At 66.2% G+C, this 14,306-nt stretch carries 16 protein-coding genes; 9 read left to right on the forward strand and 7 right to left on the reverse strand.

Annotation, left to right across the window (positions count from 1 at the left end; all coding sequences use genetic code 11):
* The first annotated feature begins 166 nt into the window (after nucleotides 1-166).
* From M0R88_RS12595 to M0R88_RS12605, 3 genes are all read left to right on the forward strand, one after another.
* On the forward strand, nucleotides 167-1,132 hold the full coding sequence (locus M0R88_RS12595) for a transcription initiation factor IIB (protein WP_135851635.1): 966 nt from the start codon (nucleotides 167-169) through the stop codon (nucleotides 1,130-1,132).
* A 618-nt stretch (nucleotides 1,133-1,750) separates the two neighbouring features.
* The gene (gene nreA, locus M0R88_RS12600; RefSeq protein ID WP_248653856.1) at nucleotides 1,751-3,010 is read left to right on the forward strand and encodes a DNA repair protein NreA; all 1,260 of its coding nucleotides are present in this window, start codon (nucleotides 1,751-1,753) and stop codon (nucleotides 3,008-3,010) included.
* Between the two features lie 54 nt (nucleotides 3,011-3,064).
* Nucleotides 3,065-3,289, forward strand: coding sequence for a hypothetical protein (locus M0R88_RS12605; protein WP_248653857.1), 225 nt, complete (start codon nucleotides 3,065-3,067; stop codon nucleotides 3,287-3,289).
* A gap of 42 nt (nucleotides 3,290-3,331) precedes the next feature.
* On the opposite strand, the gene M0R88_RS12610 is transcribed toward M0R88_RS12605, so the two are convergent.
* The 5 genes from M0R88_RS12610 to M0R88_RS12630 all read right to left on the reverse strand — a co-directional run bounded on the left by M0R88_RS12610 (nucleotide 3,332) and on the right by M0R88_RS12630 (nucleotide 6,649).
* A complete protein-coding gene (locus M0R88_RS12610; protein WP_248653858.1) occupies nucleotides 3,332-3,781 on the reverse strand; it encodes a DUF302 domain-containing protein in 450 nt (149 codons plus the stop codon).
* Nucleotides 3,782-3,866: 85 nt separating this feature from the next.
* A complete protein-coding gene (locus tag M0R88_RS12615; RefSeq protein ID WP_368409388.1) occupies nucleotides 3,867-4,454 on the reverse strand; it encodes a CPBP family intramembrane glutamic endopeptidase in 588 nt (195 codons plus the stop codon).
* A gap of 94 nt (nucleotides 4,455-4,548) precedes the next feature.
* Entirely contained in the window at nucleotides 4,549-4,839 is a 291-nt protein-coding gene (locus M0R88_RS12620; protein WP_248653860.1) for a DUF5789 family protein, read from the reverse strand.
* Between the two features lie 102 nt (nucleotides 4,840-4,941).
* Nucleotides 4,942-5,238, reverse strand: coding sequence for a DdfA family disk-determining factor (gene ddfA, locus M0R88_RS12625; protein ID WP_248653861.1), 297 nt, complete (start codon nucleotides 5,236-5,238; stop codon nucleotides 4,942-4,944).
* A gap of 118 nt (nucleotides 5,239-5,356) precedes the next feature.
* Nucleotides 5,357-6,649, reverse strand: a complete 1,293-nt coding sequence (locus tag M0R88_RS12630) for an amidohydrolase (protein WP_248653862.1) — start codon at nucleotides 6,647-6,649, stop codon at nucleotides 5,357-5,359.
* A gap of 159 nt (nucleotides 6,650-6,808) precedes the next feature.
* On the opposite strand from M0R88_RS12630, the gene M0R88_RS12635 reads away from it, so the two are divergent.
* Nucleotides 6,809-8,392 carry a Na+/H+ antiporter NhaC family protein gene (locus tag M0R88_RS12635; protein ID WP_248653863.1) on the forward strand — a complete coding sequence of 528 codons (1,584 nt, stop codon included), beginning with the start codon at nucleotides 6,809-6,811 and terminating at the stop codon, nucleotides 8,390-8,392.
* Nucleotides 8,389-8,655, forward strand: a complete 267-nt coding sequence (locus M0R88_RS12640) for a DUF7513 family protein (protein ID WP_248653864.1) — start codon at nucleotides 8,389-8,391, stop codon at nucleotides 8,653-8,655. The genes M0R88_RS12635 and M0R88_RS12640 overlap by 4 nt, the downstream gene beginning before the upstream one ends.
* Nucleotides 8,656-8,805: 150 nt before the next feature.
* Here the strand turns inward: M0R88_RS12640 and M0R88_RS12645 are convergent, their stop codons facing one another.
* Nucleotides 8,806-9,132, reverse strand: a complete 327-nt coding sequence (locus M0R88_RS12645; RefSeq protein WP_248653865.1) for an uS10/mL48 family ribosomal protein — start codon at nucleotides 9,130-9,132, stop codon at nucleotides 8,806-8,808.
* Nucleotides 9,133-9,464: 332 nt separating this feature from the next.
* Between M0R88_RS12645 and M0R88_RS12650 the strand changes: the two genes are divergently transcribed.
* Together M0R88_RS12650 and M0R88_RS12655 are read left to right on the forward strand one after the other, a co-directional pair.
* A complete protein-coding gene (locus tag M0R88_RS12650; protein WP_248653866.1) occupies nucleotides 9,465-9,902 on the forward strand; it encodes a bis(5'-nucleosyl)-tetraphosphatase in 438 nt (145 codons plus the stop codon).
* Between the two features lie 113 nt (nucleotides 9,903-10,015).
* Nucleotides 10,016-11,170, forward strand: a complete 1,155-nt coding sequence (locus M0R88_RS12655; RefSeq protein ID WP_248653867.1) for a DUF5787 family protein — start codon at nucleotides 10,016-10,018, stop codon at nucleotides 11,168-11,170.
* A 41-nt stretch (nucleotides 11,171-11,211) separates the two neighbouring features.
* Here the strand turns inward: M0R88_RS12655 and M0R88_RS12660 are convergent, their stop codons facing one another.
* Entirely contained in the window at nucleotides 11,212-11,712 is a 501-nt protein-coding gene (locus M0R88_RS12660) for a DUF5797 family protein (protein WP_248653868.1), read from the reverse strand.
* A 530-nt stretch (nucleotides 11,713-12,242) separates the two neighbouring features.
* Between M0R88_RS12660 and M0R88_RS12665 the strand changes: the two genes are divergently transcribed.
* On the forward strand, nucleotides 12,243-13,019 hold the full coding sequence (locus tag M0R88_RS12665; protein WP_248653869.1) for an enoyl-CoA hydratase/isomerase family protein: 777 nt from the start codon (nucleotides 12,243-12,245) through the stop codon (nucleotides 13,017-13,019).
* A gap of 69 nt (nucleotides 13,020-13,088) precedes the next feature.
* On the forward strand, nucleotides 13,089-13,985 hold the full coding sequence (locus M0R88_RS12670; RefSeq protein ID WP_248653870.1) for a hypothetical protein: 897 nt from the start codon (nucleotides 13,089-13,091) through the stop codon (nucleotides 13,983-13,985).
* Nucleotides 13,986-14,306 lie beyond the last annotated feature (321 nt).

A 14,306-nucleotide genomic window follows, 5' to 3' on the forward strand; every position in this document is an offset into this window, starting at 1 on the left:
TCCTCGATTCCCGCATAAACGCTTTCCGATGGCGGTTCGTCGGAGTCGTTTTATCCATCGGCCGGATTCGGAACGAACGGCGCGCGTGGCCCATTCTGACCTCTGAGAAACCAGCCATTACCGGCCAAGGGTTTAAGTGCGTCGACACTACTACTATAAAAGTGCGATGACACGGTCCACTCGCCAGCGGGAGCGCCAAGCCGAGGCGGAGCAAACGGAGGACGAGTCAGAGGGTGTACGGGAATGTCCCGAATGCAGCTCTGATAACCTCGTCAAGAGTTCCGACAGGGCGGAACTTGTGTGTGACGACTGCGGCCTCGTCGTCGAGGAAGAGCAGATCGACCCCGGTCCTGAGTGGCGCGCGTTCAACCACCAGGAACGCCAAGAGAAGTCGCGCGTCGGTGCCCCGACCACGCAGACGATGCACGACAAGGGCCTGACGACGACTATCGACTGGAAGGACAAGGACGCGTACGGTCGGTCCATCTCCTCGAAGAAGCGAAGCCAGATGCATCGCCTGCGCAAGTGGCAGGAGCGCATCCGCACGAAGGACGCGGGTGAACGCAACCTCCAGTTCGCACTCAGCGAAATCGACCGCATGGCCTCGGCGCTCGGCGTCCCGCGGTCGGTCCGGGAGGTAGCCAGCGTCATCTACCGACGCGCGCTGAAGGAGGACCTCATCCGGGGGCGTTCCATCGAGGGCGTCGCCACCTCCGCGCTCTACGCCGCCTGTCGAAAGGAGGGCATCCCGCGAAGCCTCGAAGAAATCTCGGAGGTATCGCGCGTCGAACGAAAAGAAATCGGTCGGACCTACCGTTACATCTCCCAAGAACTCGGCTTGGAGATGAAACCGGTGGACCCGAAGAAGTACGTCCCGCGGTTCTGTTCCGAACTCGAACTCAGCGAAGAAGTCCAGACGAAGGCCAACGAAATCATCGAGACCACCGCCGAGGAAGGTCTGCTCTCGGGCAAGTCGCCCACGGGGTACGCGGCCGCGGCCATCTACGCCGCGTCGCTACTCTGTAACGAGAAGAAGACCCAGCGCGAAGTGGCCGACGTGGCGCAGGTGACTGAAGTCACCATCCGTAACCGGTATCAGGAACAGATCGAGGCGATGGGCATCCACAGCTAACGTCTCGACGTTTCGACCGACACCTCGCGGTTTCGGCGACTGGTGGTGTGCACTACCAACCGCCTCGATATTTTCTTGGATAATGTATTCGGTCAGTAGCAGCGGCTGTCAGATGCTTAGGAGCGGCTACAGTTGGGCCAACTGAAGGACCGAGCTATCGTCGGAACCGGGAGGACCGTAGACCGAACGGTACTGCAGCCCGTCCGTCACCGTAGACTGCACTGCGGCGCAAACCTCACGAGACCGTAACTGCGCCACAGACTACACCCCATGCCTCGCGTCTTCCTGCTTGCGTTCGGGCTCGCGCAGTTCTGCGCGAGCGCGAACGCGGCGCATCCCGTCGGCTGGTTCCCGAGCACATCCCGTGGCTCGTCGCACCGAGCGCGTCCGCGAATCCGATTTCTCCGCCCGCCCTCCACCCGGAGGTTCAAATACGAGACCGAGACCAACCCCGGCCATGCTCTGACCATCGCCGCGGGCCAGCCAAGCGAAACGGTGGTTCGACTGGCCCGCGTCGGACGGAACTACCTGCAAGCCCCTCTCCAGAACGACCGCAACAGCCGACGGTCTACCGCGAGCGAGTAAGGTTCAAATCGCTCGGGACCCAAGGAGCGACGAATGCGTCTCGACGAGTACATCGAGGGACTCGGCCCGGACGAGGCCGACCGCAAGCGCCGACTCGCCGAGGAGAAGTCCTACGAGATTCTCGACTACGTCGAGCAGGTCGAGGACCGCTTCTCCGAGGTCACGCAGGGCGACTCGCTGTTCGGCAGCACCTCGCCCTCGGTGTTCGTCGGACGGTCGAACTACCCCAACGTCTCGACCGGCATCCTCTCGCCGGTCGGCGAGGAAGAGCGCGCGGCCGACTTCGCCACGAGTAGCGAGTGGTACGAGCAAGGACTGGACATCGACAACGTCCTGCAGTACCGGACCGGCCTGCTGAACTCCAACCACGCCGCGGACGTAGACGACGTGAGCGACGCGTGGGACGGGTTCGTCGGCACCCAACGCGAGGTCGCCATCGCCGACCGGCCGGTAGACGTGGAAATCGGCCTCTCGAACTCGCTGGAACTGGACTTGGACGTGGACGACGTGACGACGCCGACCGGTCCCTCGGCACGCGCGACCTCGGCGGACCTCGCGGAGAACCCCCACGTCCCGCGCCCCGTCAAGAAGACGCTCGAAGACGACGACTGGCAGGCGCAGGGCGCGATGACCTACCTCTACCGCCGGGGTTTCGACGTCTACGACATCAACGACATCCTCTCGGCGGGCGCGCTCGGCCGCGGCCAGAACCGGCGTCTCGTCCCGACGCGGTGGTCCATCACCGCGGTAGACGACACCATCGGTCAGTTCCTCCGGGGACAGATTCGGACCGAGCAGAGCATCGACGAGACGCAGGTCTGGGTCAACGAGTACATGGGCAATCGCTACTGGGTGATTCTGACGCCCGGCCAGTGGGAGTACGAACTCGTGGAGATGAAGACGCCCGGCAGCATCTGGAATCAGGACCCGACCGGCGATACGTGGATGGGCAGCGCCCACGAGGGCTACGAAGGCCGAACCGGATATGTGGACGAAACCGCCGGAGCGTACTACGCGTCCCGACTCGCGGTCCTCGAACACCTCGAATCCGTGGGCCGGCAGGCCAAGTGTCTCGTCCTCCGGGAGGTCTCGGACGACTACTGGGCACCGGTCGGCGTCTGGCAGATACGCGAGAGCGTGCGCAACGCCTTCGAGGGTGAGTTCGGCGAGGCCGAGACGTTCCACGGTGCGGTCCGAGAAATCGCGCCACAGCTCCCGGTCTCGCTCGCGTCTCTCCGGCGCAAGTCCCACATGCTCTCGGGCCTGCAGGCGAACCTTGCGAACTTCTCCTGACTCGGCGGGACTCGCGTGAGAAGACTTATTCCGCTTCTGGGACATGCTTCGTCTATGGTTCCCCTCCAAGTCGGTATCCCCGGCGGAATAGAACTGTTCGTCATCTTCATTCTCGCAATCCTGCTGTTCGGCGTTCCGATAGTTCTCATCGCCGGCGGTCTCTACCTCTACCGACAGACCCAGTCCGACCGACCCGCGAGCGAGGAACTCGAATCGCTCCGGCGCGAAGTCGAGCGACTCCGCGAGGAGATAAACCAGTTGGACGACGAAGAGAAGTAGCATCGGACGATGAAGGGAAGTCGGTCGAAAGGACGGTAACAGTCAGGCCGCGTCGAGGTTCGCCCACGCCTCGTCCACGAACTCGCCGGTCTCGCTCACGATGTCCTCCCACTCCTCGTCGTCGGGTGCCATTCCGGCGAGTCGCGCGACCTTCATGATGCTGACGTGGTAGACGGTCTGGCGGCCGGGTTCTTCCTGCCAGACCACCACGTTACACGGGAACAGCGCGCCGATTCGGTTGTCGCTGGCGTCGAGCGCGCGGTCGGCCATGTTCGGGTTGCACGCGCCCAGCACGTAGTAGTGGTCGCGGCCCGCACCGATCTTCTCGTTCAGCATGTCGGAGGCCGAGAACTCGGTGGCGACGCCGAATCCGGCGTCAGTGAACGCCTCGCGGACGTGTTCGACCGCTTCCTCGTGGTCCATCTCCAGCGTCGCGCGCTTCTCGCCGACGTCTTCGCCGTCGAGTGCCGTGGGGTCGATCGGAAGAGTCATGCAAGGCTCCTTGGTCGCCGAGCGTGAAAAGTGCGACCATCGCGGCTATCGGTGCGGAAGAGACCGAGCGCGTCGGGACGCCGAGTCAGAGCGGAATCGGGAGCCACTGGAACCACCGAACGACGCGCTCGGGGGCCAATAGCGGCGGGTGCAGGACGAGCCAGTCCAGCAGCCCCAGTCCGACGCCGTGGGCGACGACCGACGGCAGGATGGAGTTGCTCTTGTAATCGACCGCGCCGAACAGCACGTCGGTCGGTCCCGACAGCGCGAGTTCGATAGGCGGCTTGTAGAGGTGGTGGAAGGCGTACACCACCGGACTGATGAAGACGCTCTTGAACCCGATTTCCCGGACGCCGACACAGAGCAGGCCTCGGTAGTACGTCTCGGCGGCGAGCGCGACGACGAACTGCATCACCGCGTGCGGGAGGAACTGCGCGAGCGCGGGACTCGTCTCCCACATCGGGTAGTACGCCCGAATCGTCGGGAGAGACGACCCGACGACGTAGAACGGCAGGACGAAAAGCGAGAGCAGGACCGTGTTGCGAACCACGGTGCGATCCACGCGATATCCGAGGTGGCGACCGTGTCGGACCGCCAGCGCGAGCGGTGCGAGGATGTAGACGAGCGTGTCTCGGACGAGTCGCTCGTTCAGTCCACCCACGTCCCAGCTCATCCAGACGACGGTCAGGACGGCACCTGCCAACAGCGCGCGCTGGACCCAACTCAGCCGGGCGACGCCCCGGCGGACCGACCGAGCGACCGACACGCTACTCGCTCGCGGTCGGAACCGGCCCCGTACCGGTCTCGGCGCGGACCAGTTCGAGGAACTCTTTGCGACTCTGGAAGTAGGTCTCGTCTACGGCGTCGAGCAGGTCCGACAGCTCGCGCGGTCCGTCAGGCGTCCGGACCGTCACGCCCGCTTCTTTCCGGAGAATCTCGCTCTTCTGGACCGGCCAGTGGAGTCTGGAAGCGACGCGGACGAGCGGCGCACCCTCGACGGGTTCGCCGTCACCGAGCTCGACGGCAGGCTCTGCTTCTTCCTCGTTGTCGTCAGCCATACACCGCGATTCGAATCCCTCGGGATTAGAGTTTTCGGAACGGCCTTTTCGGACGTCTCGGAACGACGGCCGGGCGGTCGATACCACCGAACGGATAGCGAGTTACTCGCGGACGACGACGGAGCCGTCGCTGTAGACGGTAACCTCGTAGTCGAGAAGCGTGAATACGACGTGGCCGCTACCGCGGGGCGTACCGTTGTGGCGGTCACTGAAGAGGTTGTCGAGCGCATCGGGGTCGATTTGGTCGTAGAGCGGCGTCCCGAGTTCGGCCGGGTCGAGGTCGGCCGCGTCCGCGACGGCGTCGATGACCGCGGTACTCAGGGGCTGGTCGCGGTCGTAGGCCGCGCTCTCGGTGATTTCGTGGGTGTCGTTAGGGTCCTCGATAGCATTCTCACTCATATATCATCTTCCTCCAGTTCGGGAAACGCTACTCGACTTTACCGCAGCAACGCATAAAAAATCACCGCAAACAATTTGAAAAAGTTATCCCGTTGTCAATACCGCGCCGGTCGCCCTCTCACGGCCGTTCCGCCGAGATGTTCCGAATCGCTCCCGCCAGCACGTCGATGCCGACCGGGAGCGAGTCCTCGTCCACGTCGAAGGTCGCGGTGTGGTGGCCGCCGGGGTGGTCGGTGCCGACGCCGACGTAGGCCGCTTTGCCGCCGTTCTGCTGGACGGTCCGCATCAGGTAGGTCGCGTCCTCGCTCCCGCCCAACTCGTCGCGGTGGACCACGTTCTCGACGCCCGAAGTCTCGCCGGCCACGTCGCCGACGATGGAGACGAGTTCCTCGTCGCTCTCGGCGCTCGGAGCCTCGCCGTTGGTCGTGATTTCGACCTCGCAGCCGTGCATCTCGGCCGCGGATTCGAGGACGCGCTCGGCGCGTTCTTTCATGTAGTCTTTGAGTTCGGTCGTCTCGCCGCGGACCTCGCCCTCCACGAACGCCTCCTCGGGGATGATGTTGGTCGCAGTGCCGCCGCCGACCTGTCCCGCGTTGACTCTGGTCGCGCCGTCGTCGTGGCGCGGGATGGCGTAGAGGTTCTGGACCGCGGTCGCCATCGCCTGCACCGCGTTCTCGCCCTCGTTGGGTTCCCCGCCCGCGTGGGCCGGAACGCCTTCGAACTCGGCGCGGAAGTGGCTCACCGCGAGGAAGCCGTCGAGACCCGCGACGACCTCGCCGGTCGGGTGGTCGAGACCGACGTGGGCCGCCAGGAGGTAGTCTACGTCCGCGAGGTGGTCGCTCTCGGCCATCGACTTCCCGCCGGCTATCATCTCCTCGCCCGGTTGGAAGAAGACCTTCAGGGTGCCCTCGAAGTCGCTGTCCTTGACGGCTTCGAGGACGCCGAGTCCGATGGTCGCGTGGGCGTCGTGGCCGCAGGCGTGCATCGCACCGTCGTGTTCCGACCGGAAGCCCTCCGCGGCGGGTTCGTGGTCCTCGTCGGTCGATTCCGCGCGGAGGAGACCGTCGATGTCCACGCGGAGACCGACCGTCGGGGCGCCGTCCGTCTCGCCCTGTTCGATTACTGCCACCGCGCCGGTGTAGCCACCCTCCAGTTGCCGGAGTACGTCCTCGTCCGCGCCCGCCTCGCGGGCCTGCTCGTACCACTCGTCCAGTTCCTCGTCGTCGGGGACGGCCATGCGAGCGTCCTCGGCGATGGCGTCCGGGCCGACGTAGAGGTCGTCCACGCCGATGCGTTCGAGTTCTTCGACGATTCGGGCGGTCGTGTAGAACTCGCGCCACGCGGGTTCGGGGTGGCGGTGGAGGTCGCGTCGAATCTCGACCAGTCGGTCTCGTTCGGCCTGTTGGCTCATGTGGGGGAAGAGGGACGCGGGGTGCTTAAGTGCTGGAGGCCCGGCAAACGCGACGCGACCCCGACGTGCCGCCGCGGAAAATCGACCGACGGCTGACAGATACCGTCTGTGCGAGTGGGTGGCTTCTTGTACCCGGCCTGAATACACTCCCGAGAGAGTATGGCTGATAAGGGAGACGACCCACCGAAAGAAGAAGACGTCGCAGAGGAATTGGCAGACGCTAGAGAGGCACGCAGCGAGTCTCGCATCGAGTTCTACGGCGGCCCGGCGGCCAGCGCCATCCCCATCGCGCTGTTCATCGTGTGGGCCATCTTCCAGACCGGACTCCTCCGGATCAGCGACACGACCGGACTCGTCGCGGGGATGCTCGTCTCGCTCATCGTCGGCATGTTCTTCGCCAAGGGCGACTGGGCGACCTACGCCAACACCATCTTCGAGGGGATGACCCAGCGCGTGGCCGCTACGGCCATCGTGGCGTGGCTCTGGGCGGGCATGTTCGCCCAGACGATTCAGGACGGCCAGTTCGTCGGCGGTCTCGTGTGGGCCGCCGACGCCCTGTCGGTCGGTCCGACGCTGTTCCCCGCGGTCACGTTCGTCCTCGCGGCCCTGCTCGCGACCGGCATCGGGACGGGTTACGGGACGACCATCGCGTTCTCGGGGCTGTTCTTCCCCGCCGGCGTGCTCGTGGGCGCGAACCCGGTCCTGCTGTTCGGAGCCATCCTGTCGGGCGCGGTGTTCGGCGACAACCTCGCGCCGGTCAGCGACACGACTATCGTGAGCGCGGTGACGCAGGACAGCGACATTGGCGGCGTGGTGGCGTCCCGGTTCAAGTACGCCATCATCGCCGCGGTCCTCGCGTTCGCAAGCTACCTCGTGGCGGGGTCGGTGATGCCCACCGTCGACGTGGCGGGGGCCGCTAACGTGCTGGGCGAGCAGGCCGAACCGCTCGGTCTGGTCCACCTCGTCTCCATCGGCGTCGTCATCTTCACCGCGGTCCGCGGCCGCCACATCGTGGAGGCCATCTCGTGGGGCATCGTCGTCGCGGCGGTCGCCAACGTCGCGTTCGGCCTCGCGTCGGTCTCCAAGATGCTCGTGTTCCGCGCGCCCGAGACCGTCGCCGCGGCCGAGTCGCTCTCGTGGCTCCCCTTCCTGACGACGGTTCCGGCCGGTTCCGATCAGGTCGGCGTCGGCGGGAGCCTCTACACCGGCGCGGCGGGCTTCTTCCCGCTCATCGTGCTCACGCTACTCATCGTGGCCGGGGCGCGCATCATGATTCGGGGCGGCGGCTTCGAGGCGATTCAGAACTTCCTGCTCGAACGGGTCGCCACCAACGTCCGGCGCGCCGAGACCACGATGGTGCTGGGCACCGCGTCGGTCAACGCGATGATAACCATCAACACCGCCGCGGAGATCGCCATCGCGCCCTACGTCGCGCGCATCGGCGAGCGGTTCAACGTCAACGGGTACCGGCGCGCGAACATCCTCGACGCCAACACCTCCGCGCTCGGCTACATCTTCCCGTGGGCGGGCGGCGTCCTCGTGGGATACGTCCAGATTCAGTCGCTGGTCGGCTCCGAGAACTTCGGGTGGTTCACCCGCGAATTCGTGGTCAATCCCGCGGAGGTCTGGCCGTTCGTCTTCCACGGCTGGTTCCTGTTCGGGGTGTTCGTCGTCTCGGCGCTGACCGGGTTCGGACTGGAGTACACCACCGACCGCGAGTCCGAGGAGGTGGCTCGCGTATGAGCCTCCGCGAGAAGTACTTCGCAGGGCTTGGCTTCCGGACGAACAAGCCCGAGTTCGAACCGGGCGAGGAGATTTCGGCGTTCGTGACGGGCTACGACGGCGACGCGCCCGTCGCGCGCATCGGCGACACGATTCTCCGAGTCGAAGGCGCGCCCGGAAACGCGCTCGACACCCGCGTCAGACTCCGCGTCGAGGAGTTCGACGACAACGACCACCGCGGAACGGCGACGTATCTGGAGACGGTCGGCGAGTCGTCGTTCTGAGCGCGAACGGCGATTTCTCCGGATTCGACGCTCCGTTCCGTTTCTTCGGAACCTGCACCCGTTCCCGACTCTCACGGCTACTACTCCACTACGACGGAATCGGATAGTAGGAAACGCCGCACAGAGCGCGTCCGCAGAACTCTCGGAAGATTAGGCCATCTGTTCTATCTGTTCCAGTTCGACTTCGATGTGGACGCCATCGGGGAAGTCGAACTCCGTGACCTGCCGGGCCAGTTTGTTGTGGCCCACGATCTCCATCTCGCGGGTGTACACCGTGTAGTCCCACGACCGGAACTGGCGATGCTCCTCGCCGGCGGCCGTCTTGTACTGCGGGACGGTGAGTCGTTTCGGCGGGGCAGAGTGCGGCCCGCGGAGTTCCGCGCCCTTTCGTTCCGCCGTCGAGCGAATCTCGTCTACGATTCGGTCCAGAGCGGGACGATTGCCGCTCTGAAGCCGTATTTTGGTTACGAAGGTCATGGCTGGGGGTTCGGTGTCGATGTTGTTCAGCATCGAGGTACGTAAAACGTCTGTTCTTCGCGCGGGCCGTGCGACGCCGCGGCGAGACGCAGACCGCGCGACCGGTCGGTGAGCCGACCGGTCGGCGAGACGCAAACCGCGCGATACCGCGGCGAGCGCCCGAACCTTGACTGTTCAACCTCCGTTTCCCCGACGTTATCTGACGAATCAGGGCCTCTACGGCCGATTCTGGTGACTCGCCGCCTCCGGCGCTCGAATTACTCGGCAGCCGCATCGCTCTGACGGGTATTCTCCGACATTCTCTTAACCGACGGCCGTTTATACTCCGGTAAATGACGGTTGAAGCTACGAGCGCGGGTGCGATCCTCTACCGGGATACCCGCGGTCGCCGGGAATACCTCCTCCTCAAGTCCCGTCCGGGCGACTGGGAGTTCCCCAAGGGCGGGGTGGAGGGGGACGAAGAGCTACAGCAAACGGCTATCCGCGAAGTGAAAGAAGAGGCCGGAATCAAGGACTTCCGCCTCTTGGACGGCTTCCGCGACGACTACGACTACGTCTTCGAGGCCAACGGCAACACCATCCACAAGACGGTCCACCTGTTCGTCGCCAAGTCCTACGAGGCGAGCGCGGAACTCTCGCACGAACACCGCGACCACCAGTGGCGCGACTACGACCAGGCCATCAACACCATCACGCAGGACGGCCCGCGCGAAATCCTCGAAGACGCCCACGAGTTCCTCAACGAGAAAGAGGAGAACGGCGACGTGTAGGCCGGCCGTCGCCGTGCCGATTCGGATTCTCCGACCCGGCTCCCGAGCGGCCAGCACCGCGGCCGCCGCAGGTGGACCGAACTACTTAGGCCGCCGCCCCGCCAACGCCGACCGTGAGCGACGCGGACGCAGACGACCGGAGCGCCGACGACGCGACCGGCGAGGACGGCCCGGACCCCGAGTTCGTCTTCGAGTTGCGAACTTGCCGGTGGGCCGAACGCGAGTGGCCGCCCGGCGCGGGCGACGACGCGGACGACGCCGAGAGCGACCGCTCCGACTCCCGACCCGCCATCGTCGCGCGGCAACTCGGCACCAAGCGCAGACGCTGGGACACGCTCGTCGTGGAGGTGGACCCAGAGGGGTTCCGCCGACGGGCGAACTTCGGCCGGAAGCGCCTCGACTCGGACCTGCTCGACGTGATACCCCACGCCCCGGCCGACTGGGAGTATTACCGCGACGCGCTCCCGGACCCCGGCTACCCGTGGCGCTACGTCCGCGAGACTATCCACCGCGCGGACGACCGCGGGATTCTCGACGTTCGCAAGCGGAACAACCGCATCCAGATTCGACGGAAGTGGGCCTACCCCGACTGGGTGGAGCGCATCGTCGCCGTCGAGAACAAGCCCGACTTGGACGCCAGCGCGGCCCGCGACCTCGCCGCCCAACTGGAGTACGACGTGGCGCTCGCGCTGGCCGACGAGGTGTGGGTCGCCACGCGCGCGACCGGCGAGCGCGTCGAACCCGCGCTGCTGGAGAGCGTGCCCGTCGAGGCGGGCATCCTGACCATCGACGGCGGAGCGGGAAGCGCCTCGGGGACGCGAGCGGGAGGGAACGACCCGCGAGCAAGCGTCGAGTGGTTCCCCCGGACCCTCGACGTGGACGCGCCGGGGACCCTGATTCGGGAGCGCGGCGAGGTGACCGAGTACGGGAGTTCCGCCTCGCAGTTCGACTACGCCGACCCCGAATGGAAGGCCCAAAAGCGCCTCGAAATCGCAGAGCGAGCCTACGAGAAGGGCTGGCGTGCCTTCGCAGAGACGATGCGCCCCGACTGTCGGCACTTCCAGTTGCGCAGGGAAGGCCGAACGCTCCTGCCGTACTGTCCGGCGAAGGCGTGCCACCAGACCAGTTCGGAGTGTTCGGGGTCCTATCCGGAGTTCTCGCCGGAACCGCCCCAGTGGCGGACGAAGAACTGGCCCATCGAGGGCGGGCCGGGCAAGGGAATCCGGAGACTGCTCGAAAAGCGGCGAGAGCGAAATCGGCCGGGGTAGCCGCTACTTCTCGACCGGCGTCGTCGGAGACGCCGACCGATTCAGTCGGAGACCGACACCTCGACCTCGTCGCGCTCGACGGTCAGCTTGAACGTCGGTACGGTCCGGTAGACCACTTCCACGACGCCTTTGCGCCGCAGTGCCTGCAACGCGCTCCGGACCTCCTCGGCCTCGGGGTCCACGTCGAACTCCGCGCGCACCTTCTGGAGGACCGACACCACGCTCTCCGAGTCGTCGTCCGGCCCGGCGACGACCGAGAAGACCTGCTGTTGGAGTCGGGGGACCCGAATCGCGGAGGGCACGCCCTCGCCCTCGTCGTCCACCACGCCGGGTTCCACGTCCACGAGGTCGTTTCCCTCCTCGGTCGCGCGAATCAGGCTGTTGTCGTCGCGGTAGTAGTAGTCCTTGAGTTCGTTTTCGAGGTACTGGTGGACCTCGCTCCCGCTTTCGAGACCCCATCGCTCCTGTAGTTCCGCGTTCTTGGTCGGCTGTAGCTCCACGAGGTCGGCGAGTCGCTCGCGGGCCTCCTCCGAGAGAGTCATCGGTCGGCGCTACGACGCGACGATATTTCCAATTTCCGGAAGGAAGAATCCGCGTCGGGAGTGTCGAGAAGCGATTTCGGGACGACGAGAGGGTGGATGCAGGTGGTAATGGACGAGAGAGCAGATGCAGGGGTTGACAGCGGAGGAGAGCTAGCTTCAGGCTCGAACACGGGAGTCTTCCGCGACTGCCCTGCCCCGCACCGTAACCGCCCCGCACTGCAACCGCGGTCCTCGTACCTCCCCAACCGCCTGCGTTGCTCGGTCTCCACTTCGTTCCGACCTGCGCTACTCAGCCACCGGAAGACGAACAGCGTCTTCCGAGCCGTGCTTCGCTTCACTCAACACGACCTCGCGCGGTTGGCGCTACCTCACACCGCAAGGTCGCGCCGTCGGACAAACCGCGTCCGACGAGCCGTGCGCTCACGTCCGTTCACACAGACGCCAGCACGCGCCGAGTCGGTCTCGTCGCCACCCGAGCGCCGATGTTCAATCTCACAAGGATTATTCCTCGGGCGGTCGTCGGGTCGGGTATGTCCGATTGGGACACCATCCGCCTCGACTACGAGGACGACGTGGCGACGCTGACCGTGGACCGACCCGACCGACTCAACGCACTCAACGTCGACACCCTCGACGCCATCGAGGAGGCGCTCGCCGAGGCCGAGGACGAGGGCGTGGGCGCGCTCGTCCTCACCGGCGCGGGCGACGACGCCTTCGTCGCCGGCGCGGACATCAGCTACATGCAGGACCTCTCGGTCGCCGAGGCCCAGGCCTACGCCGAACTGGGCCACCGCGTCGCGGACGAAATCGAGCAGTTCCCCGCGCCCGTCGTCGCGGCCGTCAACGGCTACGCGTTCGGCGGCGGTTGCGAACTCGCGCTGGCGTGCGACCTGCGGGTCGCCAGCGAGGACGCCGTCGTCGGCCAGACCGAAATCGACCTCGGCATCATCCCCGGGTGGGGCGGAACTCAGCGCCTCCCCCGCCTCGTCGGCGACGAGATGGCGCGCCGCCTCATATTCTTCGGCGAGCGCATCGACGCCCAAGACGCCCGCGAACACGGACTCGTCGGCGAAATCGTCGCCGGCGACGAACTTGGCGACCACGTCCACGAACTCGCGGCCGACCTCGCGGCCAAGCCGACCTACGCGCTCGCCGCCGCGAAGGAGGCGCTGAACCAGTCCCACGAGACCGGTCAGGAGGCGGGCCTGCGCTACGAGCGTCGCCTCTGGAGCGGCCTGTTCGGCACCCACGACCAGCGCGAGGGGATGGAGGCGTTCCTCGAAGACCGCGCGCCCGACTTCGAGTAGCGCGGAGACGGCCCCGAGCGCCCGATACGCGGCCCATACTTTTTCCGCCGGACGTCGTGGACACCACGGATGTCCGACACTCCGGGAACTCTCTCGTGGTCGGTCGGTCCGGCCGACTCGCGGGCGATTCGAGTCCTGTTCTACCTCGCCGAGGGACTGCTCGGCGGTGCGGTCGTCTCGATACTGTTCTCGGTGGCCGCGGAGACGCTTCCGGCGGCGCTCGCCGGCGACCCGTGGGCGCCGGGACTCATCGCCGTGTTCGCCCTCCTCGTCGCCGGTCGCGTGGTCTGGGGCTACGCTGTCGTACGGGCCGCGGCCGACCGGTCCCGGACCGCTCCCGGCGCCACGCTACTGACGTGGACTCGCGACCAGCAGTGGCGGTGGCCGCTACTGGTTACGCTCGTCGTCGGAACGGCGTTGGTCGCGCTCGGTTCCGGCGCGACCGGCGCGTTCTCGGAGGACTCGCGGTGGCTCGGGACGTTGCTCCTCGCCGCGGGTTGCTCGGCGCTCGGCGAGTTCCTGAGTTCCGAGGGCCAACTCGACGCCGAGAAACTGACGCTCGCGACGCCGCGGTACCGCGAGTGGCGCGAGGTGGACCTCCGGGCGCTCGCGTCGCTGCGGCGGGTCTCGGTCGGCCCGTTCGCCGTCTGCTGGCTCTCGGTCGCGCCCGGCGTCGAGGACCGGACGGCGATACAGGGGTTCTACGCGCTGCCGACCGACGTCGCCGAGCGGGGCCGGTCGGCCTTCGAGTCGGGACTCGCGGCCGACCCGCCCGTCGACGCCGAGACCGCCGAGCGCGCCCGGTTCTTCCGGCGGGTGAACCGGGCCGTCGGGGTCGGCGTCCTCCTGCTCGCGGTCGCGGCGTTTCTCGTCGTCGCGTGGTCCGGGATGCCCGTCTGGAACCTGCTCGCGTTCGCGTGGCTGATAGTCGGCGCCGGACTCTTCTTCCTCAAGTTCGCGGCGTGAGGGAAGTCACTCGCTCAGTTCTGTAGCCTCCCCGGTAAATTCGTCCAGTTCGAGGACGGTAGGCCCCTGCGGGCGATAGGATTGTGCGAACAACTATCACGAGTTGGATGCTATCGGGGGACGCAGTTTCGCTCACCGCGCTCGTGGGTAGATTTATCACCGCTAACGACGTATCGGTCGTGTTATCAGTCCGGGCATCGGTCGGCGGTGCCGCGGACCGACGCCCGCGAATCGGGGCCGATGACGGAGACAGCATGGAAGCACGACGAACCGAACCCCCGCATCGGACGCGACGACGGCCGACGGCCCTCGACCGCCGAC

It is taken from the genome of Halorussus gelatinilyticus, from assembly GCF_023238445.1.
GTDB lineage: Archaea > Halobacteriota > Halobacteria > Halobacteriales > Haladaptataceae > Halorussus > Halorussus gelatinilyticus.

Excerpts from the sequence above, each read along its gene's own strand:
- M0R88_RS12610 (WP_248653858.1), bottom strand. The coding sequence starts at position 3,781 with ATGACTCTTCCGATCGACCCCACGGCACTCGACGGCGAAGACGTCGGC.
- M0R88_RS12640 (WP_248653864.1), top strand. The coding sequence starts at position 8,389 with ATGAGCCTCCGCGAGAAGTACTTCGCAGGGCTTGGCTTCCGGACGAAC.
- M0R88_RS12665 (WP_248653869.1), top strand. The coding sequence starts at position 12,243 with ATGTCCGATTGGGACACCATCCGCCTCGACTACGAGGACGACGTGGCG.
- M0R88_RS12620 (WP_248653860.1), bottom strand. The coding sequence starts at position 4,839 with ATGGCTGACGACAACGAGGAAGAAGCAGAGCCTGCCGTCGAGCTCGGT.
- M0R88_RS12670 (WP_248653870.1), top strand. The coding sequence starts at position 13,089 with ATGTCCGACACTCCGGGAACTCTCTCGTGGTCGGTCGGTCCGGCCGAC.
- ddfA (WP_248653861.1), bottom strand. The coding sequence starts at position 5,238 with ATGAGTGAGAATGCTATCGAGGACCCTAACGACACCCACGAAATCACC.
- M0R88_RS12605 (WP_248653857.1), top strand. The coding sequence starts at position 3,065 with ATGGTTCCCCTCCAAGTCGGTATCCCCGGCGGAATAGAACTGTTCGTC.
- M0R88_RS12630 (WP_248653862.1), bottom strand. The coding sequence starts at position 6,649 with ATGAGCCAACAGGCCGAACGAGACCGACTGGTCGAGATTCGACGCGAC.
- M0R88_RS12660 (WP_248653868.1), bottom strand. The coding sequence starts at position 11,712 with ATGACTCTCTCGGAGGAGGCCCGCGAGCGACTCGCCGACCTCGTGGAG.
- M0R88_RS12635 (WP_248653863.1), top strand. The coding sequence starts at position 6,809 with ATGGCTGATAAGGGAGACGACCCACCGAAAGAAGAAGACGTCGCAGAG.
- M0R88_RS12650 (WP_248653866.1), top strand. The coding sequence starts at position 9,465 with ATGACGGTTGAAGCTACGAGCGCGGGTGCGATCCTCTACCGGGATACC.
- M0R88_RS12595 (WP_135851635.1), top strand. The coding sequence starts at position 167 with ATGACACGGTCCACTCGCCAGCGGGAGCGCCAAGCCGAGGCGGAGCAA.
- nreA (WP_248653856.1), top strand. The coding sequence starts at position 1,751 with ATGCGTCTCGACGAGTACATCGAGGGACTCGGCCCGGACGAGGCCGAC.
- M0R88_RS12645 (WP_248653865.1), bottom strand. The coding sequence starts at position 9,132 with ATGACCTTCGTAACCAAAATACGGCTTCAGAGCGGCAATCGTCCCGCT.
- M0R88_RS12615 (WP_368409388.1), bottom strand. The coding sequence starts at position 4,454 with ATGAGCTGGGACGTGGGTGGACTGAACGAGCGACTCGTCCGAGACACG.